The sequence below is a fragment of the Pedobacter nototheniae genome, from assembly GCF_032678625.1.
Classification (GTDB): domain Bacteria; phylum Bacteroidota; class Bacteroidia; order Sphingobacteriales; family Sphingobacteriaceae; genus Pedobacter; species Pedobacter nototheniae_A.
This window is the reverse complement of record NZ_JAVTSO010000006.1, coordinates 58180-82360: the sequence shown is the minus strand read 5'-3', so window position 1 is coordinate 82360 and position 24181 is coordinate 58180. Positions and strand designations below refer to the sequence as shown.

General features: G+C 36.2%; 19 protein-coding genes. 2 read left to right on the top strand and 17 right to left on the bottom strand.

Going from position 1 to position 24181, the window contains the following annotated elements; genetic code table 11:
- Positions 1–21: 21 nt before the first annotated feature.
- The 9 genes from R2Q77_RS17000 to R2Q77_RS16960 form a co-directional block, all read right to left on the bottom strand.
- The gene (locus R2Q77_RS17000; protein WP_316804922.1) at positions 22–1626 is read right to left on the bottom strand and encodes a SusD/RagB family nutrient-binding outer membrane lipoprotein; all 1605 of its coding nucleotides are present in this window, start codon (positions 1624–1626) and stop codon (positions 22–24) included.
- An 18-nt stretch (positions 1627–1644) separates the two neighbouring features.
- Entirely contained in the window at positions 1645–5001 is a 3357-nt protein-coding gene (locus tag R2Q77_RS16995) for a SusC/RagA family TonB-linked outer membrane protein (protein ID WP_316804921.1), read from the bottom strand.
- A 109-nt stretch (positions 5002–5110) separates the two neighbouring features.
- Positions 5111–6298 (bottom strand): ROK family protein, encoded by a 1188-nt coding sequence (locus R2Q77_RS16990; protein ID WP_316804920.1) that lies wholly within the window; start codon positions 6296–6298, stop codon positions 5111–5113.
- A 137-nt stretch (positions 6299–6435) separates the two neighbouring features.
- On the bottom strand, positions 6436–7626 hold the full coding sequence (gene lepB / locus R2Q77_RS16985) for a signal peptidase I (protein ID WP_410479306.1): 1191 nt from the start codon (positions 7624–7626) through the stop codon (positions 6436–6438).
- A gap of 244 nt (positions 7627–7870) precedes the next feature.
- Positions 7871–9061, bottom strand: coding sequence for a signal peptidase I (gene lepB, locus R2Q77_RS16980; RefSeq protein ID WP_316804918.1), 1191 nt, complete (start codon positions 9059–9061; stop codon positions 7871–7873).
- Positions 9062–9163: 102 nt separating this feature from the next.
- The gene (gene dapB, locus R2Q77_RS16975; protein ID WP_316804917.1) at positions 9164–9892 is read right to left on the bottom strand and encodes a 4-hydroxy-tetrahydrodipicolinate reductase; all 729 of its coding nucleotides are present in this window, start codon (positions 9890–9892) and stop codon (positions 9164–9166) included.
- 7 nt (positions 9893–9899) lie between these two features.
- Positions 9900–10628 carry a DUF5683 domain-containing protein gene (locus R2Q77_RS16970; RefSeq protein ID WP_316804916.1) on the bottom strand — a complete coding sequence of 243 codons (729 nt, stop codon included), beginning with the start codon at positions 10626–10628 and terminating at the stop codon, positions 9900–9902.
- Positions 10628–11536, bottom strand: coding sequence for a ParB/RepB/Spo0J family partition protein (locus tag R2Q77_RS16965; RefSeq protein WP_316804915.1), 909 nt, complete (start codon positions 11534–11536; stop codon positions 10628–10630). Before R2Q77_RS16965 ends, R2Q77_RS16970 begins: the two co-directional genes overlap by 1 nt.
- 7 nt (positions 11537–11543) lie before the next feature.
- Positions 11544–12347, bottom strand: a complete 804-nt coding sequence (locus tag R2Q77_RS16960) for an AAA family ATPase (protein ID WP_316804914.1) — start codon at positions 12345–12347, stop codon at positions 11544–11546.
- Positions 12348–12528: 181 nt separating this feature from the next.
- Here R2Q77_RS16960 and R2Q77_RS16955 point away from each other — a divergent pair, with 181 nt between their 5' ends.
- On the top strand, positions 12529–13050 hold the full coding sequence (locus R2Q77_RS16955) for an NAD(P)H-dependent oxidoreductase (RefSeq protein ID WP_316804913.1): 522 nt from the start codon (positions 12529–12531) through the stop codon (positions 13048–13050).
- 237 nt (positions 13051–13287) lie between these two features.
- On the opposite strand, the gene R2Q77_RS16950 is transcribed toward R2Q77_RS16955, so the two are convergent.
- Positions 13288–14361 (bottom strand): DUF2891 domain-containing protein, encoded by a 1074-nt coding sequence (locus R2Q77_RS16950; RefSeq protein WP_316804912.1) that lies wholly within the window; start codon positions 14359–14361, stop codon positions 13288–13290.
- A gap of 96 nt (positions 14362–14457) precedes the next feature.
- Entirely contained in the window at positions 14458–14910 is a 453-nt protein-coding gene (locus R2Q77_RS16945) for a hypothetical protein (RefSeq protein ID WP_316804911.1), read from the bottom strand.
- A 46-nt stretch (positions 14911–14956) separates the two neighbouring features.
- Between R2Q77_RS16945 and R2Q77_RS16940 the strand changes: the two genes are divergently transcribed.
- Positions 14957–16591 (top strand): ABC transporter substrate-binding protein, encoded by a 1635-nt coding sequence (locus R2Q77_RS16940; RefSeq protein WP_316804910.1) that lies wholly within the window; start codon positions 14957–14959, stop codon positions 16589–16591.
- 103 nt (positions 16592–16694) lie between these two features.
- Here R2Q77_RS16940 and R2Q77_RS16935 read toward each other — a convergent pair whose 3' ends face one another.
- The 6 genes from R2Q77_RS16935 to R2Q77_RS16910 all read right to left on the bottom strand — a co-directional run bounded on the left by R2Q77_RS16935 (position 16695) and on the right by R2Q77_RS16910 (position 24145).
- A complete protein-coding gene (locus R2Q77_RS16935) occupies positions 16695–16964 on the bottom strand; it encodes a hypothetical protein (protein ID WP_316804909.1) in 270 nt (89 codons plus the stop codon).
- 59 nt (positions 16965–17023) lie between these two features.
- Positions 17024–19459 (bottom strand): TonB-dependent receptor domain-containing protein, encoded by a 2436-nt coding sequence (locus R2Q77_RS16930; protein WP_316804908.1) that lies wholly within the window; start codon positions 19457–19459, stop codon positions 17024–17026.
- Between the two features lie 170 nt (positions 19460–19629).
- On the bottom strand, positions 19630–20868 hold the full coding sequence (locus tag R2Q77_RS16925) for a cyclopropane-fatty-acyl-phospholipid synthase family protein (protein WP_316804907.1): 1239 nt from the start codon (positions 20866–20868) through the stop codon (positions 19630–19632).
- A 22-nt stretch (positions 20869–20890) separates the two neighbouring features.
- Positions 20891–21700 carry a DUF1365 domain-containing protein gene (locus tag R2Q77_RS16920; RefSeq protein WP_316804906.1) on the bottom strand — a complete coding sequence of 270 codons (810 nt, stop codon included), beginning with the start codon at positions 21698–21700 and terminating at the stop codon, positions 20891–20893.
- 81 nt (positions 21701–21781) lie between these two features.
- Positions 21782–23026, bottom strand: a complete 1245-nt coding sequence (locus tag R2Q77_RS16915) for an NAD(P)/FAD-dependent oxidoreductase (protein WP_316804905.1) — start codon at positions 23024–23026, stop codon at positions 21782–21784.
- An 87-nt stretch (positions 23027–23113) separates the two neighbouring features.
- Positions 23114–24145, bottom strand: a complete 1032-nt coding sequence (locus R2Q77_RS16910; RefSeq protein WP_316804904.1) for an SAM-dependent methyltransferase — start codon at positions 24143–24145, stop codon at positions 23114–23116.
- Positions 24146–24181: the final 36 nt, after the last annotated feature.

Here is a 24181-nt window from a genome sequence, read left to right as displayed (position 1 = left end):
TAGGGGTTTTTAATATAATAATTATTTCTTATCCCACCAAACACGACCGAAAGCATCATTTGGTCCACTGCCAAAATCAGGATTTTTGGCCATGTCTGCTAATGCAGATTGTTGATTAACATAATTTAAATTCGAAGTACTGAACACCTCTATACCCGCCCTGCGGGCTAAAGGCAAAATTGACCCATTTGCCTTTAATTCAGACCATGCTAAAACGGAGGTGGTATTAGGAAAACCAGTTCTTTTCCACCAGGCCCATGCCTCAAGTGGTTGTCTGTAAAAATCTAAATAAGCCTGACAAGCTATTTGATCTGTTGCTTTAGCGGCATCATATTTTATACCAGTCATATTGTAATAAGTATCGATATTTGATGTTGTTACTGCTGTAAAGTTTGATACGTTAGCATCAACTGCTCTATCACTATAAAACTGAATGGATGCATAAACGCCATTTTTATACCAGGTTTCTGCAAGATCGGTTGTAACACCACGTGCTGCAAGATCCGCACGTATAAAACAATATTCGGCATAGGTTAATACGGGAAAAAACCCTTTACCTTTACCAGCACCCAAACCATCATTTTCATTATAATTTGGTGTAAATAATCTATGCTGTAATTGTGAAAAATTATCTATTGTAGTATATAACGGTGCATTGGCTGGTAATTTTGCTTCATCAGGACTGGTAAAACTGCCTACATAATTCCCAGCTTTATTAGGACGATAGTATATCGCTAATCGCGGGTCGCCTTTAGCCACTAAAAAGTCTAAAACTGGTTTCCCAGCCGCAAAGTTTCCAGGATTCCAATTTCCGGTACCATCAGCATATGACGGACCTACTTTAAGCATCCACGAATCATTAATGCCAGCCATTTGTAATGGATCCGCTAATACTTCAGTTGCAATTGTTTTCATGGTAGCTGGATCAACCTTCATTAAACGCATTGCTATTTTTAAACGTAAAGCATTTGCTGCTTTAGCCCAAAGTGTAGCATCTCCATTAAAATATGGGTCATTTCCAGCCAGACTGATTTGGGTTACCGCCTGTGTACTTTTCAAAGTAGCAACAGATGCTTTCAATTCTGCATCTACTTTTGCAAAAATTGCTTGTTGTGTATCATAAACCGGAGTTTTAGTGCCTCCGTATCTAACTTGAAAGGCTTGGGTATAAGGTATACTTCCGTTAATATCACTTACATAAAATGCGTAGTAAGACAATAAGATTTGTGAAATTGCTTTCATCTGTATCCTTGCATTTTTATCTGCCTCAGGCATTGATTCTATATTTTTTATAGCATCAATTAACGCAGGCCCTAATCTGCCATAAAATATTTTACCATAGCGGGTATTAAACTGCGAACCTACATTGTTAAAATTTAATCCATTACCTGTACCTAAAGTACTGTATTGCATCCAAAGATTTGCCGCACGGTAAACGTCGGCGAAATACTCAAAATCGTCTTGTGAGCCTGATGCCGCTTTTAAAAACTGATCCTCAGGTTTGATTGAATATAAAGTTTCTGGATTTAAGTTTGCTTCTACAAATTTCTCTTTTTTACACCCGCCCATCAATAGTAAGGCTGTAGATATTAAGAAAAAATATTTTGATTTATTTATAGTTTTCATATCTATATTTTTTAATAATTAAAACGATGCTCTGATATTAAAACCTAAGCTTCTTACCAAAGGCCAGCCACCGTATTCAGCAAAGGCACCAGCTCTATTGCTAAATATACTTTCAGGGTTTATACCATCCTTAGCTGTTTTATATAAGTAAGCAATGTTTCTTCCTGTTAAATTTAAGCTCAAAGTATTTATTTTTAATTTGCTTAAATATTTACTTGGTACGGTATATCCTACTGTAACCTCACGAAGAGCTACCCAAGAATTTTCAAATACTGAATATTCTCTAATCCCGCTAGACCATTGACTTAAATTTTCGTAATATGCATACGCCGGAATTGGTTTTAAAAGGCCTTGTTTAACTGCATCAGCATAAGTCATCCCACCTAAATCCACACCGTTTGATTTTAATCCATCATTTAATACGCCGTCTGGAATAATACCATCATGCTGTACAACGCCATTTACATCGGTATAGGTTACACCTCCAGAAGCTGCGTCTCTACCGAATAATGAATTTGCAAACGAACCATTAGCTGAACCATATTGGTGAGTTCCTGAAGCCATTAAACCTCCAATTTTTGCATCGATTTGAAAACCTAAGGAAAAATTCTTGTAAGATAATTCTTGTCTCGTACTGGTAAGAAAATCTTCCATCATCGAACCTAAATCTTTCTTTGTCCCATCATAATCCTGAGATCTTACATAAGTATAATAGCCTCCAGTGGTTCCATAACCTGTATTACCAATTACTTTTTTGCCATTACTTGGGCTTGCTATAGGATTGCCACTTGCATCTTTCTTTTGATAATAAGAATACGCTGACCCCGTAATTAACTGACCATAATAGCCCCCTACTTTAGCAACGGAAGCAATGTCATTCCCAAAAGCGTAATCCAATTCATACGTATCAACACCTGGCACTAATTCAATAATTTTATTCCTATTTCGGGTAAAAGTAAGAGATGCGTTCCAGTTAAAATCTTTGGAAACAATTGGCTTGCCTGTTACTAAAATTTCGATACCTTGATTCTGAATATTTCCCGCATTTAAAGATTGGGACGTAACTCCAGATTCTGTTGGTAAAGAAAAACTTAAGATTTGATTCGTAGAATTTCTTTTGTAGTAAGACATATCGAAACCTAATCGGTTTTTGAAAAACCTAATATCAGCTCCTACCTCAAGTTCTTTCGTTAATTGGTTCTTAAGATTTGCATTTTTTAAAATCGCGTCAGAAAATCCATATACGGATTGATTTCCATTGTTTGCATTGTTAAAAGATCCATTTAAATTATAATAACCTGCTGTATTGGTGTACTGCGCATCAGCATCTAAACCAGTATAAGAATAAGCAGCTCTAATTTTACCGAATGATAAAATTGAATCATGATTTTTTAAGGCTGGCAATTCAGTAAACACCCAGGATGCCCCTATGCTCGGGTAGAAATAAGAATAATCACCTGATCCATCTCTGTATGTAAGCGTAGAAGACCAATCATTACGTGCACTGAAATTTAATGTTAGCATATTTTTCCACGTAACATCACCATATAAATAAATCGCATCAGTACGTTTACCTGGATTTGGATAGGCTTTTGTAATGGCTGGATTAATTGAGTTTGAAATTGAATATACATCTGGGATTTTTAAACCACCATCTGTATAAGAAGTATTATAAAACCCTGAGTTATTAATATTTTTTTGATAAGTTTCTCCACCTAATGATGCATTTAACTCGAAATCTTCACCAAAGGTTTTAGTGGCATTTAACAATCCCTGAATACGAAATGATTTATTAACAGACTGGGTAATTTCATAATTACCACCAGCAAAACTAATACCAGCTCCCCTATTTTTGCGTTCGTATTGTGTACCATAATAACTCGTGTTGGTTCTCAATAAACCTGATAACCAGGGAGTCATTTTTATATTCAGATCAAGGTTTGCAATTAAAGTATTTTCCTTTTGAGTTCTGTTATCATTATCCAGTGTATAAGCAACTGCACCGATACCATATGGATCATATAATGAAGCATTACTTGAATTTAATGCGCCACCTGTAACAGGGTTGATGTTATTATTAACATATGTCAAAAGATCAACATTACGAGGCCGATAATAGGTAAAAGCAAAAAGAGGATTATTTCCACTGCCCTGTCTTGCTGGATTAAGTGAATTCGAAATACTATAGTTTACACTTGCATCAATTGAAATGGTTTTTGAGATGTTTTGTGTTGCGCGTAATGCAAATGCATCCCTGGTTAGCTTATTTCCTGGTAAAACGCTCGAATTGCTTAAATTAGTATAAGATAATCTATAAGTTGTATTTTCTGAAGCACCTTCAACAGATACGTTTGTATTTATAAATTTTCCTGTCTGAAAGAAATCTAAAGGATTATTGGCTACCCATGGCCTCATAACACCATCTAAATCTTTAACCATTCTACCATCCAGTTTTGGACCGAAAGAATATCCTCCTACATAGTAACCCGCTGATGGATCAACAACATCTACTCCATTTGCATCTTTAGCAAAAACAGGAGAAATACCACCACCGTATTCATTCTGAAGATCCACAAATTTATAAGCATCATCAAAAGAAGTTGTTTGGGAAACACTTACGCCTAATCCTTTGGTTTGCTTTCCTTTTTTAGTAGAAATTAATAAAACCCCATTTTGAGCCTTAGAGCCATATAAGGCTGAGGCAGCAGCACCTTTTAATACTGTAACATTTTCAAAATCATCAGAATTTAAATTCTTCATGATATTTCCGAAATCTGCATTATCCCCATAAGAATCTGCACCAGAAACACCTTGCTCAAGAAGCACACCATCCAAAACAACTAAAGGTTGCGTATTATTTCCTAATGAGGCATTACCTCTAATTCTGATTCTGGAAGATGATTGCGGGCCACTGGCTCCCTGATTTATCATTACACCTGCTACTTTTCCTTGTAGTGCATTAATAACATTAGCAGAATTAGCTTCAGCCAACTCTGTTCCGCTAACGGCTGTTGCTGAATAACTTAGTTTTCTAACATCTTTTTTGACACCAAATCCAGTAACAATAACTTCGTTTAAGGCTTTAGTATCGTCCAACATAACAATAGTTTGATTGGATGAAGCGGTAACTTCCTGGTTTAAAAAACCGATAGATTTAAAAATTAGTTTGGCACCTTCTTTTACGGTAAGACTAAACTTACCATCGGCATTGGTAGAAGTTCCATTTTGGGTTCCCTTTTCGAGAACACTTACACCGGGAATGGGAGTACCCGCAGAATCTTTTACTGTTCCTGTAACAGTTTTCTGTGCATAAGCAGCTATTGTAAAAATAGTTAACAATAGCGTACTTAAACACGTTAAGTACATTTTTTTCATTTTTTTGTAGTTAGTAATAGTTATTTAGTAGTTGGTTGTTAATAGATGTATTTTGTTTGTTGAGTCCTTTATTTTGTCATATAGTAGGGTTTAGGTTCATGTATGGTTATTAGTTAAAATGGCTATGCTCAACGAGTAAACTCGCTGCGGCTAATAATTCTGCCTGTTCAGCAAGTTTGGAAAGTACTATAGTGGTTTGGTCTGCTACTCTTGGAATACAAAATTCATTGATAGCTTGCTGTATTGGCGGTAAAAGCATTTTTCCTGCTTTCGCTCCTCGACCACTTAAAATAATTCGTTCAGGATTCATAATATGAATTAGCGTTGCCAAACCTTTACCAATTTGAAATGCAGCATCAGATAGGATTGAAATGGCTATCGGATCTTGATTAACTACTGCATCTAAAAAATGATCTGCATGGCTTTTACTTTGATCAGCAAATAATGCTTTCATACTTGTTTCGGCATTATCATTTACCGCTTTCTCTGCCTTACGGACCATAACTAAAAGAGAGGTTTCTACTTCAAGGCAACCACGTTTGCCACAAGAGCACAAAGCATCTGAATTTGATAAGGGGATATGGCTAAATTCACCTGCATAACCACTGCTTCCACGGTAAAGCTGACCATTAACAATCATGCCCAAACCTGTTCCCCAACCAATGTTAACGACCAAAACATCTTTTAAATCAATCGCCTGACCAAAATTTAATTCGGCTAAAGCAATTAAACTGGAATCGTTATCAAGAAAAACAGATAGATTTAAATTTCGTGAGAGGTAATTCTGTAAACTTGATCCATCTTGAATATGCATGAAAGAGTAATTCATGCCTTTTTCTGCATTTACAAAACCTGGCATTCCTATTCCCACCCCTAATAAATCGCTCCTATTTATATTGGATTTTGAAATGCATTTGTTTATAAATTCAATTAATTCATCGGGGCTATCGGCGGCAGACATATCTAAATCAACCAACTGGGTTGGGAGAACTTTTTTGTTGGATAAATCATAAATAGTAAGGCGGGTAATGAACTGATCCATTGCCACAGCTACAATATATTTTTTATAATTTGGATTTAAAAGAAACATAATAGGCCTGCGCCCTCCGGTTGATGGCGCCAAACCCTGCTCAATAATCTGGCCTTCTTCAACCAATCCATTTACAGTAGAAGTAATTAACGGTAAGCTTTTTTGGGTAAGCTTACTTAAATCTGTTAACGATAATACTTTTTTGTAATACAAAAGCTTAATGATGTCGGCTTTTAAGCGTTGTCCTTTTTCAATTATTGCTGACATTTTATTTGGTTTTAAACAAACTTAATAAAAAAATACAAAACAATTAATATCTTTTTAAAAAAATTAAAAAGATTAATTATCTATAAAAAAACGACTTACATAAAAATGCAAGTCGTTTCTTACTGGGTTTTTAATTATTAATTAATTCCTTTTAATAATCTGTTCCACCTTATTTTGTGGAAAAATGAAGCTTTACTATCCCAGCTCATCCAAATAAAAAGCGCTTTCCCCACAATATGATCTTCAGGAACAAAGCCCCAATAACGAGAATCGGTAGAGTTATGCCGGTTATCGCCCATCATCCAGTAATAATTCATTTTAAAAGTATAAGATGTTGCCTGTTTATCGTTGATATACCATTCGTTTCCTTTTTTCTCTACTTTATTTCCTTCGTACGTTCTTATTGCCCTGTAATAAAGGGGCATTGTATTGCTGTCAAGTTGCACTGTCCAGCCCTTTGCCGGAATTTTAACTGGCCCGAAATTATCTACATTCCATTTACGGTTTGGATCCAAAGGGAAAAGATCGCCATCATCTACTGCCGGGGATTTGACATCTAAGACAACAGTTTTTATAAAATCCAATTTTTTCACTTTTTCGATCATTTCCGGAGTAGCATTGGCTAAATAGGTATCTGCACTGAGCTGCTGCATTTCACTAACGGTAAAACCCAATTCTGTAAACACGTCAAAATTAACATCGGTGGTTTTAACCTGAATTTTATAGGGCATCTGTCTGGTGTTTTTTAAAGGTTCAGTTTTGCCATTTATGCTAACAATTCCATTTTCCATACTCACTACATCGCCCGATATTCCAATACATCTTTTAATAATATTCTCCCGTTTATCAACCGGTCGGCTGGTAATGGTGTATTGGCTGTTTACGGTTTTCCAATCAGATTGACGAACCAAACTGTAGTAACTGGGATCCTGGTTTTCAAGCGCAACGGTATCTCCAACCGGCAAGTTAAAAACAACAACATCGTTTCTTTTAATATCTGCTAAACCTGGCAAACGATGGTATTTCCATTGTACCCCATCCCAATAAGCTTTTGTTCCGGTTAAGGGCATGGTATGATGGGCAAAAGGAAAAGCAACTGGTGTCATCGGTATTCTTGCTCCATAATTCACTTTACTCACAAAAAGGAAATCACCAATTAATAAAGATTTCTCCATTGAACCGGAAGGTATGGTGTAGGCTTCTATAAAAAATACACGGATTAGAGTTGCCGCAATTACAGCAAAAACAATGGCATCAAACCATTCTCTTGTTTTAGTTTTTTTCTTCTTATTTACCGCTCCATTTTTCTGCCAGAATTTCCAGTTCATCATTTATAAATGCTGTTTTAGTTAAAGATCAGTTGGTTGCAATATATTTTTAACCTGAGCTCGATAATTAAATTTGTCTTTACCCTGTAAAAGGGGATGTTTTCGAGTTCATGTTTTTAGATAAACGAACCTTTAGATTGTTACAATCAGGCAGTTGAATATTATTTGAATGCAATGGCCTAAAACAAAAAGAGCGGAAGATTTTAAAATCTTCCGCTCTTTTATTTGACAATTTAAATTTCCTTTAATGAATGCCTCTAAACAACCGGCTCCACCTGATTTTATGAATGAATGAGGCATCACTGTCCCAGCTCATCCAGATAAATAAAGCTTTACCCACCACATGATCTTCTGGTACAAAGCCCCAATAACGTGAATCGGCAGAATTGTGGCGGTTATCGCCCATCATCCAGTAATAATTCATTTTAAAAGTATAAGCTGTTGCTGGTTTATCGTTGATATACCATTCGTTGCCTTTTTTCTCTACTTTATTTCCTTCGTAGGTTCTTATTGCCCTGTAATATATTGGCATACTTGTGCTATCAAGCTGAACCGTCATTCCTTTTGCCGGAATTTTAACTGGCCCGAAATTATCTACATTCCATTTACGGTTAGGATCATGCGGGAACAAACCACCATCTTCACCGGCAGGTTCTGCAGCCATATTAATGGATTTTACAAAATCAAATTTCCGGATGTCATCCGCCATTTCTGAGGATGCATTCACCACATAAACCATTGGGTTTGAAGTTTGTTGTATATCAGAAATTTTCAGTCCAATATCATTAAAAACCGAGAAATTAACATCGCTGGTTTTAAATTCTACTTTATAAGGCATCATACCCGTACTTTTTAAAGGCTCGGCTTTACCATTAATGCTTACTATTCCGTTAGTCATGCTTACCACGTCTCCACCAATACCAATACAACGTTTAATATAATTTTCACGTTTATCAACCGGTCTGCTGGTTATGGTGTATTGACTGTTAACGGTTTTCCAGTCAGAGTTGCGAACCAAATCATAATAACTTGGATTTTGGTTTTCGAGTGCAACCGTATCGCCTTCAGGAAAGTTAAACACCACTACATCGTTTCTTTTAATATCCGATAAACCTGGTAAACGGTGGTATTTCCATTGTACACCATCCCAATAAGCTTTTGTTCCGGTAATTGGCATTGTGTGGTGGGCAAAAGGAAAAGCAACAGGCGTCATCGGTATCCTTGCGCCGTAATTTACTTTACTTACAAAAAGAAAATCGCCTACCAATAGCGATCTTTCCATTGAACCCGAAGGTATGGTATAAGCTTCTATAAAAAATACCCTGATGATGGTTGCTGCAATTACAGCAAAAACAATCGCATCTACCCACTCGCGGGTTTTAGTTTTTTTCTTTTTATTGGCATCATTTTTTTTCTGCCAGAATTTATAATTCATAATTTATTTTAAAAGATTAACAGGTTATTTTATATAATCGGTTAACTATTATCTGCAATGTTATAACTACAAAGCTATTCTTTTGAATATACTTTGGCGGTTCTATTCAAATATATCAGTTATATTGAAAAAACCCTTTTTATTTTGCAACCATTCTGCTGCTACAACAGCTCCTAAAGCAAAACCTGCCCTATTGTGCGCGGTATGTTTAATTTCAATATCATCAACCTCACTACTGTAAATTACAGTATGTGTACCCGGTATATTTTCTATTCTATGAGATTCTATCAGCAACTGATCTGCTGTTGGAAAAACTTCCACATCAGTTCCAACTACTTCATTTAACCATTCTGTTTTTCTTTCCAGACTTTCTACTATGCCTTCGGCTATTGTAATGGCTGTACCGCTTGGCGAATCGAGTTTTTGGGTATGGTGTATTTCTTCTACCTGTACTTCGTAAGCCGGGTAATTATTCATCAGTTTAGCTAAAGTTTTATTTAGCTTAAAAAATAAATTTACGCCAATACTAAAATTAGAGCCATAAAGTAAGGTATTGTTACCTAAATCGCATTCATTTTTTACTTCCTGCAGTTTTCCATACCAGCCTGTTGTGCCTACTACCACCGGAACATCAGCATCAAAGCAGGTATCAATATTTTGCATTACAGCATCAGGCGTGCTAAAATCTATTGCTACATCAGCTGTTTTTAAATCCTGGCGTGTTAAGGTATCTTTGGAAGATATTTTCAAAACAACTTCGTGGCCACGCTCTAAAGCAAATTTCTCAATAATCTGGCCCATTTTTCCGTAGCCTAAAAGCGCAATTTTCATATTTCAATTAAAAGGTAAGAGATAGTTTTAATGCCGGTGTTGCCGTGTTAAAACTATACATACTATTGTTATTAATTACTGTTGGAACAACTTTAAAAGTAAGCTTATCGTCTATATTAAAAAAATGCAAACGTGCTGCCACGTACGCATCTACCACATTGGCAAAATAAATTAAACCGTAAGAGAATAATACAATTTGCTGGTTACGTTTGTAAGTACTTTTTGCGGTAAGAATACCCGAATCAGAGTACCTGGCTAAAGCAGGATTAGGCTCCAAAGTTGTATTGCCCTGCGTTCTGGCCTCTCTATACTGTGCCTCGGCTAAAAAGATTTTATAGTTATTGCTGTTATCTATATAAGAGAGTGTAAGTACCGTAAAACCGGTGTAAATGGCTGCAATTTTTCCAATGGTGTATATTTTCTGAAAAGTTTGATTTTTACCGGCCCTCTCTCCATATCCATCGTTAAGCAACTGTATGTTATAAACCTGTCCTAAACCCGGCAGCAATAAAGATTTAAATACAGCTTTGCGCCCGGCAACTTTACCAGGGTTTACATAACTGTCTTTTAGGCTCTTTTTTTTGACGGTATCTTTGGCTATTGGCTTAACTGCCTTTGTTTTTAAATTTAAAGTATCCACAGGTTTTAACACACTGTCTTTAACCTGTGCACCTGCCAGATTTACAAGAAAAAAAGTAAACAAAGAAACCAGTATAATCAGCCTACTTTTTCGCATTACCAATCTAATAATTCTAAGATTCTGTTTAGATCGTCATCGCTCATAAAAGGAATTTCAATTGCTCCTTTTCCATTCTGACCTACTTTTAATTTTACGCGGGTGGCAAATTTAGATGCCAGATCATCCTGCAATTTTTTATACTGAAAAGAAACTACTTTTTCTTTTGGTTTTTCGCTCTCTTTTAATGGAACATGATGCAGGTTACGCACCAGTTCTTCTACTTTACGCACCGAAAGGCCTTTTTCTAATATTTCCTGGTGGATAAACAATTGCTTATCTACTCCATCAACATTAATGAGCGCACGTGCATGGCCCATTGATATTTTCTGATCGCGGATGGAAGCCTGAATTGCAGGCGGAAGTTTCAGTAAACGCAAATAATTGGTTACTGTTGTGCGGTTTTTACCAACACGCTCGCCCAGTTGTTCTTGTTTTAAGCCAACTTCATCAATCATTCTTTGAAAACTTAATGCAACTTCAATCGCATTCAGGTTTTCACGCTGGATATTTTCAATCAGCGCCATTTCCAGCATTTGCTGATCGTTGGCACTGCGTATGTACGCTGGTATTTGCGTTAAGCCGGCCAGTTTAGAAGCCCTGAACCTCCGTTCGCCTGAAATAAGCTGGTACTTATTTGCAGAAAGTTTTCTAACGGTAATGGGTTGTATTAAACCTTGTACTTTAATGGAATCGGCCAGCTCATTTAAAGCAACCTGATCAAATTCTGTACGCGGCTGATATGGATTGGTTTCTACTTCTGTTAAATTTACATGACTGATGGTACCAACCTGCTCGGTCTCACTTACAGGGTTTACACTCTGTTTCGGCGGATGAGAAGATTCGCTATCATCTAAAAGCGCACTTAACCCTCTTCCTAAACCTGTTTTTCGCTGAAAAGATGTCATCTATAATTTATAAAGTTGCTGTATCTATGTTTTCTTCTTCTTTTAACAAGCCGTTTTTCTTTACAATTTCACGGGCAAGGTTTAAGTAATTAATAGCACCCTTACAGTTTGCATCATGCATAATTACAGAAACACCATAACTTGGGGCTTCACTTAAACGCGTATTACGCTGAATAATGGTTTCAAAAACCAACTCGTGGAAATGTGTTTTAACTTCTTCTACCACCTGGTTTGATAAACGTAAACGCACATCGTACATGGTTAATAAAATCCCTTCAATCTCTAACTCAGGGTTTAAACGGTTTTGTACAATTTTAATTGTATTTAACAGTTTACCCAAACCTTCCAGTGCAAAATACTCACATTGAACCGGAATAATTACTGAGTCGGCAGCGGTTAAAGCATTAATGGTAATTAAACCTAATGATGGAGAGCAATCGATGATTATAAAATCGTACTGATCTTTAATTTTCTCCAAAACCGCTTTCATTTTATACTCACGGTTATTCAGGTTAATCATCTCAATTTCGGCCCCTACTAAATCAATATGTGCAGGCAGCAAGTCCAGGTTTGGAGTATCCGTTTTCTGAATGGCCTGTGCAGGATCAATATCGTTAATGATGCACTCGTAAATGCTGTCTTTTATATTCCGGGGATCAAAACCAATACCTGAAGTTGAATTTGCCTGAGGATCAGCATCTACCAGTAAAGTTTTATACTCTAATACGGCTAAACTCGCAGCCAGGTTAATAGATGAGGTTGTTTTACCAACGCCACCTTTTTGATTTGCTAATGCAATAATTTTGCTCATTTATCTATCCGAAATTTACTTAACGTTTATTTGGGCTGTATTATTTAATGCGATTTAATCAGCAAAAAGTTCTATTTTTGTGCTGTTTACGCCCTTTTTCACAATCAGCTAAGATACAAACTATATGGCAATTTTAGCAATAAGCCTGCCTGCGTTTTGAACATCTTATTAACAATTATACATGATTACAATTATAGCCGCCACAAACCGATCCAATAGCAATACGCTTAAAGTTGCTAAATATTATCAGAATCAGCTTAAAACAAAGGGCGTTGAAGCTGGCATTTTTAGCTTGGAACACCTGCCGGCTGATGTGTTAAATACCGATATGTATGGTAAAAGATCTGTCGCATTTCAAAAAATACAGGACCTGATTACCACAACCGAAAAATTTATTTTTATTATGCCTGAGTACAACGGAAGTTATCCCGGTGTATTAAAGGTATTGATTGATGCCAGTAATTTCCCGGAAAGTTTTTACGATAAAAAAGCTGCTTTAGTAGGCATTTCATCAGGAAAATATGGAAATATCCGTGGCGTAGATCATTTTACTGGCGTTTGCCATTATATCCACCTCAACATTCTTCCTTTACGTTTACATATCCCAAACATTAAAATGGAACTGGATGCTGATGGAAATTTAATTAAAGAAGATACCATTAAGTTTACCAACGAACAGATTGATAAGTTTATAAAGTTTTGAGGTAAAAGCCTAAAGTCAAAAGCTTAAATAAAAACATAATATAGCCAGAAACAGAATTAAAGTAATTTGAAAAGCAAAACCAACATTTTATTTCAAAGCTCTTCCTGCTGTTTGCTCCAATCTTTTTAACATCTCCAAACATTGCTAAATTTACAGTTTCGATAACGTTAAAAAGGATTTCCACGACCATCAGGTTTATAAAACCTCAGATACTGTAAAACAATAAAGCTTGTTGTTCTACTTTTCTAAAGCATAAACTGCAAAAGAGGCCAACCAATGATCGCCGCCATAATTTCCAGCAAAAACAAGCGGTAAGGCATTTGCCAAAAAACGATTGGCTGTCGTTTCGAAATGCTTTTTCCATTTATGGTTTTTAGGCAATTCTTTTGCAATCCCTTTCATACACCATGCACGTGTAAACGATAATCCAACCAGGTGCACCCCTTGATAATCATTAATGTCACTAATTACGGGCAACTCACTGATGCGCTTAATGCTTTTTTCTTCGTAAAATTTGTTTAACCATTGCACAAACTGTGTATTGGGCAAAACCCGTCTCATTAAATCAGCAATTTCCAAACTCGGAGAAAAGAAGTCTGAACCATCAGGCTCCAGATAAGCCGGAGTAACTGTATTATCCAGGTAAAATGCCTTAGCCTTATCGTCAATTTGTTTTTCAAAAGCTGTATCCTTAAAAGTGCGTGCCCAATCTAAAGCAAAAACCAGCCCAAATGCCGTGTTTGGATGTACCCCGGTTCGGTTAGGATAAGTTTGTTTTGGCAAATAAGTTTTCCAAAGCTTTAAAATTTGTTGTGTTAGCGGTTGCAAGGCGGTGTACCATTTTTTAGCATCCGGATTATCCCAGGTGTATAATTCCTGGTCGAGCTTTAATAACCAGGCCCAACCATAAGTACGCTCATAAGTATTAGCCACCTGGTATTTGCTAAAATATTCTGCTTCGGCAAGCATTTTTTCCGGCGTAAAAGTTTTATTTAGCTGCGCGATAATTTCTTGTTTATTCTTTAAATCCGGAACTGTTTTTAGCAAACGCAATAACATCCAATGCCCATGTACAGAACTGTGCCAATCCAAACAACCATAAAAAGCCGGATGCAATTCGCTTGGCAATAAACGACCATCAACCGCAGTATTGGCCACATGGGAAGTTTTATTTGGAAATTCCTGACCGATACATCCCAACGGCATTTTAGATAGCTTTTCGGCAACATCTGCTGTTAAAGCCGGAACACCCTGTGCTTTTACCAAAAGGCTTAAGACAGCAAACAAAAATAAAGTAAGAAGTTTTTTCATAATTATTAAAATATTCTGAATGAGTCTATTGCAATTAGTTTAGTTTTGAATTATGATGGATTAGAAACATAACCCTAACGCTGCAATTTCAAAGTATCAGGCTCCAAACCTGATCCATTTATCGCCTTCATGCCCAAAAATGAATGAACCTGGATGCAACATTTCAGCAAAATCTTCTATCAGCGACACTACATTTTCTGCAGAACGCTCACGGTTTACATCATCATTTAACAGCACAATCCTGTTGTTTTGTACCGATTGCCAATCGGCATCCAGCATTGCCGGCACTTCTCTCATTAAATCGGTAAGGGTTTTGCCAGGTTGATAATACACCACGTAAACAGCGCTCATAACATCCGATTCAATCATACCGCCAGCCTGTGCAATTTCTTCTGATAAAAAATAACTCGGGTTATTGCTTAAATCTAAACAGGCTACCGGTATTTTATCCATAAACTTAATTTTATGCTCTACAATATCCAAACGTTCCTGTAGTTCTTCCTGTTTAACGGCATCAAGGCCAATAAATAAATCGTTTAAAAAAGACATCTGCATTAAATTTATTAATTTGTGCAAAAATAACATTCCTTTATTCATGCGAGGCTCATTTAAGTATATATTTTGGATTTTTTACAGCATTATTTTCATTTCTTGTCAGGAAAAATCTGCAGACCAGAATAAAAAAGTCTTTAATATTAACCTCGATCAGGGTTTAACTTCATTAGATCCTGCCTTTGCAAGAAATCAGAATGCCATATGGATGACCAACCAGATATTTAATGGCCTGGTACAAATAGATTCTACTTTAAAAACTGTTCCCTGCATCGCCAGCTCGTGGCAAATTTCTGCTGATGCGCTTACTTATACTTTTAATTTGCGCAACGATGTGTACTTTCATGACGATCCGATTTTTAAGAGTGGCAAGGGGAGAAAAGTGGTTGCTGCCGATTTTGCCTATAGTTTTTATCGTTTAATAGATTCTAAAGTAGCCTCATCCGGTGGTTGGATTTTTAGTGATAAAGTTAAAGACCAAAATAATTTTGTAGCCCTTAATGATTCTACCTTTCAGATTAAACTGATCAGGCCTTTCCCTCCTTTAATGAGTTTATTAACTTCACAATATTGCTCTGTAGTACCTAAAGAAGTGGTTGAACATTATGGAAAGGATTTTAGGAGCCACCCGGTGGGTACTGGCCCTTTTAGTTTTAAATACTGGAAAGAAGGCGAAATTTTGGTTCTTTTAAAAAACAATCATTACTGGGAAAAAGATAGCAATGGCGTACAATTGCCCTATATTGATGCATTAAAAGCCAGCTTTATAACTGATAAGCAAAGTGGTTTTATGAGTTTTTTAAAAAAGGACCTTGATTTTTATTATAGTGTGGATGGCAGTTACCGCGACGATATTTTGACCAAAAGCGGAAAAATGACGAGCAAATATAAAGGGAAATTCCAGTTAAAAAAAGGAGCCTATTTATGTACCGAATATGTAGGAATTTTGGTTGATACTTCTTTAGCGATTGTTAAAAACTCACCTTTAAAAGTTAAAAAAGTTAGACAGGCCATTAATTACGCTATAGATCGTGATAAATTAATTAAATACCTGCGTAATGGAATCGGCATACCAGCAACATCGGGTTTTATCCCCAAAGGAATGCCCGGTTTCGATAGTGTTGCAGTGCATGGTTATTCTTACAATCCAAAACTTGCAGCTAAGTTATTAATTGAAGCGGGGTTTCCGGAAGGGAAAGGATTAAAGGAAATTACTTTAAACACCACAACTACTTATAAAGACCTGATAGAATTTATCCAGGGAGAATTAAGTGCCATTGGAATAAAAACTAAAATAGATGTAAGCCCAAGTGCAAGTTTAAGAGAATTGATGGCCAAAAATAATGTAAACTTTTTCCGTGGCTCATGGATTGCTGATTATGCCGATGGTGAGAATTATTTATCTATGTTTTACTCCAAAAACAAAGTACCATACGGGCCAAATTATACAGCCTTTTACAATAAGGCATTTGATCAATTATTTGAGCAAAGCTATTATGAACCCGATAATGAAAAACGCTTTAAACTTTATCGTCAAATGGACCAGATGGTAATGGATTACTCACCAGTTGTACCTATTTTTTACGATCAGTCTGTGGTAATGCTTCAAAATAACATCAGCGGTTACCCAATGAACCCTTTAAGCTTAATGATCTTGAAAAGAGTAAAAAAGAATTAATGTTTAATTGCGTTAGCCCCTTATACCGTTACCCGAAAATTAAACTAATAAAAAAAGAGGAGTACCTTTTGGCACTCCTCTTTAAGTATGTATAAGCAAACTCTTATGGGCAACCTTCTCCTGCTAAAGTTTGATAACCCGATGCTATGCATTGTGCATATTGGGTTATAGAGTTAGCAGTTTCACCACTTAGAGGAGCTGGATATTGGGCTCTGCAATCAGGCGCAACCGATAAATATTTATCAGCACACCCATTACCTGTACTTGGTCCTTGTCCAGAATCTGGGTTTTCTACTCCACCCATAATTTTTTTTAATTGAGCTCTCGTAAGAACTTCAACATTAGCAAAAGCTGTTAAATTCGATTTTTTCATATTAGTTTTTTAAACGAATTTACTAAACAGAATTTAAAATACAAAGCTGTAGTTTGCTATTACTGCACACCACCCATACCACCACCTTGCTGCTGCTGGTCCTGTTTAATATCGTCGTTTTTAATTTTCTTTTTCTCTGTAAATTTAAGCTTACCAAAAGAATAACTAAAGTTAACGCCAAACGAACGCAACGGATAGTAAATATTTGCACTCTTGTAAATTGTACCTGTTGCATCAACAGCGTTGTTTACTGTTTTAATATGCAAATCCTTCGTGAAAGGATTCAGTGTAGTTAAACCGATGCTACCTTTTTTCTTAAATAGATCTTTTTTAATTGATGCCCCATAGATGTAAAATGGATCAGTAACACCTTGATAAGTACGTTTTTTAGAAGTAATTACATTAAAAAGCTCAAAATTATATCCCTTACCAAAACCATATGCCGAACGTACAAACCAGTTAAAATTGAAATATGTACCTGTGTTAATATTTGTTTGCGTATTGGTAACGGAATAAGTATCTCCAGTAAAATTTGTCATCAAAGTCCATTTTGGTTTTGGATTGTAAGATGCAAAAACATTAAAACCATAGGTTTCAGCTAAACCTACGTTGATATAACTGGTAAGCGTTTTGGTATCCCCATTTTCAGTTAATGGTGAAATTGAACTTTCTATTACGCCATTTGTACGGCGGTAATAAACAGAAGCATTAATGATTGAACCTTTAATAAATGTTGAATAACCTAATTCCATATTCTGACTTAATTCCGGATCAAGGAATGGATTACCCTGCATAATATTAAACTGGTCACTTTCATTTCTGAAAGGATTTAAATAAGCCAATAATGGCCGCTGAACTCTTCTGTTATAACTTAATTTTAAGGTTTGATTGCCTTTAAAGGTTTGCGATATAACAGCACTTGGAAACAGGTTAAAATAATTATTTTTTGATGGACCGCCCGCAAAATTGATATCAGTATATTCAGCCCTCAGGCCTCCTTTAAATTTGATCTTTTTCGTTAAATCAAAACTGATTACTCCGTATGCTGCTGCTATATCCTGGGTATAATCGAAGTCTCTTTCTGAAGAATTTGAATACTGACTTTTTATATTACGGAAAATTCCTTTTGCACCAACCTCTAATATAGTCGCTTTAGTAAATGGATAGGTATAATCGGCCTGCGCTGTATATTCATTGTTTTTACCCGTATTTTCACTAATGGTTTCTTCGCCATTAGGATTCAGTGCAGAGGTAAGAATATTGCTGAAATTGTTTGGCGTTCTGCCTGTTGATAACTGACCAGAAAGGGTAAATTCTTCTCCTTCTTTCTTTGTCGTCTTTTTATAATCAACATTCCAGTCCATGTTATTAATTGTCATATCTGCCTTGCCTATATTTGTGGCAATGGCATCATTGATGTTATAGATTGATTCGCTGGGACCACCGTTTGAGAATCGGTTAAATTTTACGTTTGAACTGATGTTGTTGTATGCATTAAAATCGTAATCTAAGCCAAAGCTACCGTTTACTGCATTTCTATTCCACTTTGAATTACCGCTTTGCAAAATATTTACAACACTTCCATTTGGGTAGGTGGTATTGGTAACATATTCTGTTCTTGTATTTTGTGGATAAGCATAAAAGCCTCCTATGGCAGTATTTAAGCTCAATCTGCCAGTTTTAGCCGTTAAATTGAAAGAGCCATTATTTTGGCGGCTTCCGGCAGTTGCATTTACACTTCCACTAACGCCTTGCGCATTTGATTTTTTAGTGATGATGTTGATAATGCCACCTGATCCTTCAGCATCGTACTTTGCTGATGGGCTGGTAATAACCTCCACACTTTTAATTTGCTCAGCCGGAATCATTTTTAACGCATCAGAAACGCTGCTTGCCATGGTACCAGATGGTTTTCCATTAATTAAAACCCGAACTGCAGCGCCACGTAATTGCACATCACCATTTGCATCAACAGATAGCATGGGTACTTTACGCATTACATCTGTAGCATCACCACCGGCATTGGTTCCATCTGCCTCCGCATTGTAAACCATTCTATCTACTTTATTTTCGATTATAGCTTTGGTACCTTGAATCTGAACATCAGCCAAATTATTTTCAGTTGATGAAATATAAATATTCCCCAGGTTATTATCTGGCTTAGATGGCGTGGTGGTTACTGTAATAGATTTTGTTTTATATCCCATAAAACCTATCATTATTTTATAGGTATCCGGTGCTATATTTTGCAAGGTAATTTTACCCTTTGGGTCGGTAACCCCGCCGTTAACAGATTTGTTGTTGCTAACTTTAACCAAAGAAATAGTGGCGTAATCAATAGGTGTTTTTGATAATGAATCTAAAATTACGGCTGTAATACGTCCGGTAACTGTAGCTTTTGAGCCGCCGCCGCCAACTCCGCCCATCCCGGGTATTTGGGCTTGTGCATTAATAAATATAGCTAAAGTAAAAATTAAAAGTAGAGTTCGTTTCATGTTTATTAGTTAATCTTTTTGTAATTAGTCGATGCAAATTGCATTTTGTTACAGTACCATAAAATACTTTTTATGTGTTACTGATAAATTAACCGGTAAACTAAAGAATTTGACCGGTAAACAACTTAAATATTCAAAAAGACTCTAATATTAAGAAAGCTATTTTTATACTAACGATTGGTATTATTTGGCCTGGCATAAACCATTTGCATCACATTTATATTTCGCATGGTAAAAGCTGCTTCGCAATAATTTAAATAGTAATTCCATTTACGGATAAAAGTTTCGTCAAAGCCTAATGTCTTAACTTTATCCAGGTTTTTGTTAAACTCCATAAACCAAAGGTGAAGGGTTTTTGCATAATCGAGTCCTAAATCTTTTAAATCAACCAGTGTCATATCACCGGTTTCATTTACCGCATTATTAATGGCCGCCACAGAGGGCAATAAAGAACCCGGGAAAATATGTTTCTGAATCCAGTCTACTCCATTACGTAGTTTATCATACCGGCTATCGGGCGATGTGATCACTTGAAAAGCCAAAATTCCATCGGGCTTTAATAAATCCTGGCATTTCTCAAAATAGGCACCTAAATATTGATGTCCAACAGCCTCCAGCATTTCTATAGACACAATTTTATCAAAAGTACCTTCAATTTTCCGGTAATCCTGAATGACAATTTCTACTTTATCTTCCAGTTTTTCGTTCTTAACCCTTTCTATTGCTAATTTTTGCTGTTCTCTTGAAATCGTTACCGAAGTTACCTTGCAGCCATAATTCTTAGCCAAATAAATTGCATTTCCGCCCCAACCGCTACCAATCTCCAAAACATGATCAGTTGATTTTATTTTAAGTTGCTTAGCTAAGCGATCGTACTTTGCATACTGCGATTCTTCCAGGCTTAAATCTCCCTGGTTAAAATAACCACTTGAGTAGGTCATGGTTTTATCCAGAAAGGTTGCAAAAAAATCATTATTTAAATCATAGTGTTCAGATATATTTTTTTGTGAACCCGCCAATGTATTTGCCCTGCGTACATGATAAAGTTTATTTACCCATTTAAAAATGTTTAGCGCTGCAGATTTAACTTTACTTCCACTAACAGAAGGTGCATTCTCTATATTCAGGATAACCCATTTAATAACATTTGTAATGTTGCTGGTATCCCAAAGGCCAGCGGTATAACCTTCGCCAAAACCAATATCGCCATAAAGGGCTATTGATTTAAAAAAATCAGGGTGATTAACCTGAATGTTTGCACTAATTTTATTTTCACCCTGGCCAAAAAACAAAGTTTCGCCATTTGGCAAAGTCAGTTCCAGCTTACCTAAGCTCATTTTTGAAAGCGCATTAAGTACTATTCTTTCGAAAAAACCTGTTGATGTTTTGGTGGCGGTAATGGTATTCATAATCTTTTTTTGAGCGTTTAGGTTATGGTTTGTATGGCTTATATACGTTGCGTTGCAGTTCAGGGTTTTCGGATTTTGGATGAAAAGGTATTTTTTTTAGCCACAACCTTAAAGCCTGCCAGTGAATCATACCCATAACCTGTAGTGGAATTAAAGGTATTGAAAAGAAATACCGCCATAAACTCCTGTTGGTTAACACCCTTTTCTCTCCTGTTAATGTGGTTATAAAGAATCGATTACCAGCTTTATCCAGGTCATCAATTTTAATATCCAATTGCTCTCCGGGAACTTTTAATTTAAAATCAAAAACATCATCGTGATCTATGAATGGAGAAACATAAAAATATTTTGTTGTCACTTTTTTAAAGGTATCGCCCTGCAACGCTTCCTTACCGAAGAAAAAAAGCTTCATTTCGCGATAAGTATTACTAATTTCTGCCACGCAACAAACGGGGTTTTCATCCTCATCAAAACAGTAATAAAAAGAAACCGGATTAAAGTTATAACCCAACACGTTAAGATTGGTGAGCAATTTTATTTTTAATTTTGTTCCATCAACACCGTTTTCTTTTAAATAATCTTCTAAATGTTGTCGTGTATTTTTAGTTTGGTTAGGATTTTCTTTCGGGAGCTGAAGATGTTCTTTATCCCTAAATGAAAACAGATTAAAACGGTTTCTGCTAAACCATCGTAGTTTTTCTGCCAATAAATCCATCTCGTCCAAATCGATATAAAACATATATATATTGTACCAAAAAGAATGCTTTTTTGGCGCAAGGCGATGATGCATCACTTTAGCGGTATAGATATATGACGATATGGGTAAGCTCATGTTTACTACAATTTACGAATCATTTTTGTTATTTAGGTATTGGGAATGAGCGGGCGTCGAATCAGATTTATTATATTCCATTTACAACTTTTCACATAAATCAACTGCACTTTTATATGCATCTTCATGGAAACCATATTTAAAATAGCTGCCACAGTAATAAATAGGGCCGGTTTCATTAAGTTTATGCAACTGTTCCTGCGCCTGCATGGCTGGCACATCAAATAGTGGGTGATGATAATCAATTTCTTTAATTACATCACCTGCATTTAAGGTATCGGTAGGGTTAATCGATACGAAATAATTTCGTTGCTTAGAAACGCCCTGTAAATTATTCATCCAGTAAATGGTACTGGGTAATAATTTATCACCTTGTTGTTCTACCCTATAGTTCCAGCTGCTCCAGGCCAGTTTAGCTTGTGGCATTTGTTTTTCATCGGTATGCACAACAGCTTTATTTAACTGATACTTAAATTTTGAAAGTAGCTCTGCTTCCTGTGGAGTTTTATCTTTCACTATCTCAAAAGTCTGATCCGCATGACTGGCCATAATTACTTTATCAAATTCAAATTTTTCTCCTTTTGACGTTTCGACCTCTACTCTTCCATTTTCTAACCGTTTTACAGAAACAATTTTGGTATTGGTTTTTATTTTGTCGCGGAAAGGGCTTATTAATTTTTCACGATAGGCCTGACTTCCATTTTGCAAAGTGTACCATTGGTGTTGGGTATCGAGCCCTAAAAAGCCGTGGTTTTTAAAGAAACGGATAAGGGTAACCGCCGGAAAATCCAGGATCTGTTCCATTGGGGCACTCCAAACCGCAGCGCTCATTGGAATCAGGTATTGCCACAGCATGTTATTGCTGTAGCCAAATTCCTTAAAAAATTGCCCTATAGAATGATTTTGGTATTCTGGTTTATCCAGAATTTCGACACTTTGTTTATTAAAACGGTTAATCTGCATCAACATTTTTAAATAGGAAACATTGAATAAATTTTTCCGCTGGGCAAACAAATGGTTTAAACTGGAGCCACTATATTCTAATTTTTTTGGCAGAAACTGCACGCTAAATGACATATCGGTTTTAATAACCGGAGCTTCTATTTCTTTAAATAATTGGCAAAGATTAGGATAGGTTTGATAGTTAAACACCATAAAACCACTATCCAGATAAATGGGTTTGCCATCTTCTTCCAGGGTAATGGTATTGGTATGTCCACCAATATAATCCAGTTCTTCGAACAACGTAATATCGTATTTATGCTGCAGTTTATGGGCGCAACCCATACCTGCTATGCCAGAGCCAATAATGGCAAGTTTCTTCATAATGTGGTTTGGAAAAAATTAAATTTGGCAATAAGGTATAAATTTTAAGGCAAGTGCTGTAAGGCAATGCCGCCAGCATTATTTACCTTATTTATTCTTTGCAAATAAATAATGGCAAACCATCCATTCATTTCCTTTATTGTAATTAAAGAGTTCGGCACAGGCCATATAAAACAACCTCCAATACACCCACCATTTCACAGCCTGATCCTTACCGTATGTGCTTTCTAAAATTGGCATAATTTCGTTCTTATGCTTATCCATATTGCTTAACCAGGCTTCGGATGTTTTGCCATAATTGGTGCCATTAACTACCCAATGTTTATCTATTTTCAGATCATCGTTAAAATAAAAGAACAAATGGTTGGATGGCATAATTCCGCCAGTAAAAAAATATTTACTCATCCAGTCGGTTTCATCTATAACCTCATATTTATAAGCCAAAGTTTTATGTGTAAAAATATGTACGAATAACTTACCATCGGGTTTTAAAAACGAAGAAACTTTAGCCAGTAACAATTCGTAATTACGCATATGCTCAAACATTTCAACAGAAACTACCCTGTCAAAAGTATCGGCAATGGTAAAAATATTCATATCAGCGGTAAGTACAGTAAGGTTCTGAATTCCTCTTTGCTTTGCCGTTTCATCAATAAAAATTTTCTGCGTAGCCGAATTTGAAACCACGGTAAACTTACTTTCAGGAAACTTGGCCGACATATATAACGATAAAGAACCCCAGCCACAACCCAGTTCTAATACATTTTGCCCACTTTGTAAATCTGCGCGTTTACAGGTTAATGCCAGCATATCGTCTTCCGAAGTATCGATATCTTTAACACCTGGCTTCCAGTAACCGCTACTGTACTTTAAGTTTTTACCTAAACAATATTGAAAAAATTGCGTAGGTAATTCGTAATGCTGCTCATTGGCATCGGCAGTATTTACTGCAATTGGAGAAGATTTTAACTCCGCTACCAAATCCATAAATTTCTGCTGCTGCAATTCTTCATCTTTCAGCGTTTCATCATCCAAACGTTGTTTAAGCAGTTTTCTAATACCAATACGCAATGCAGCATCGGGAAGTTTATCGTTTTCTAATAGTTTATTGTACCACATAATATGTAAGATGGTTGTTGAATGAAATACGAGGTA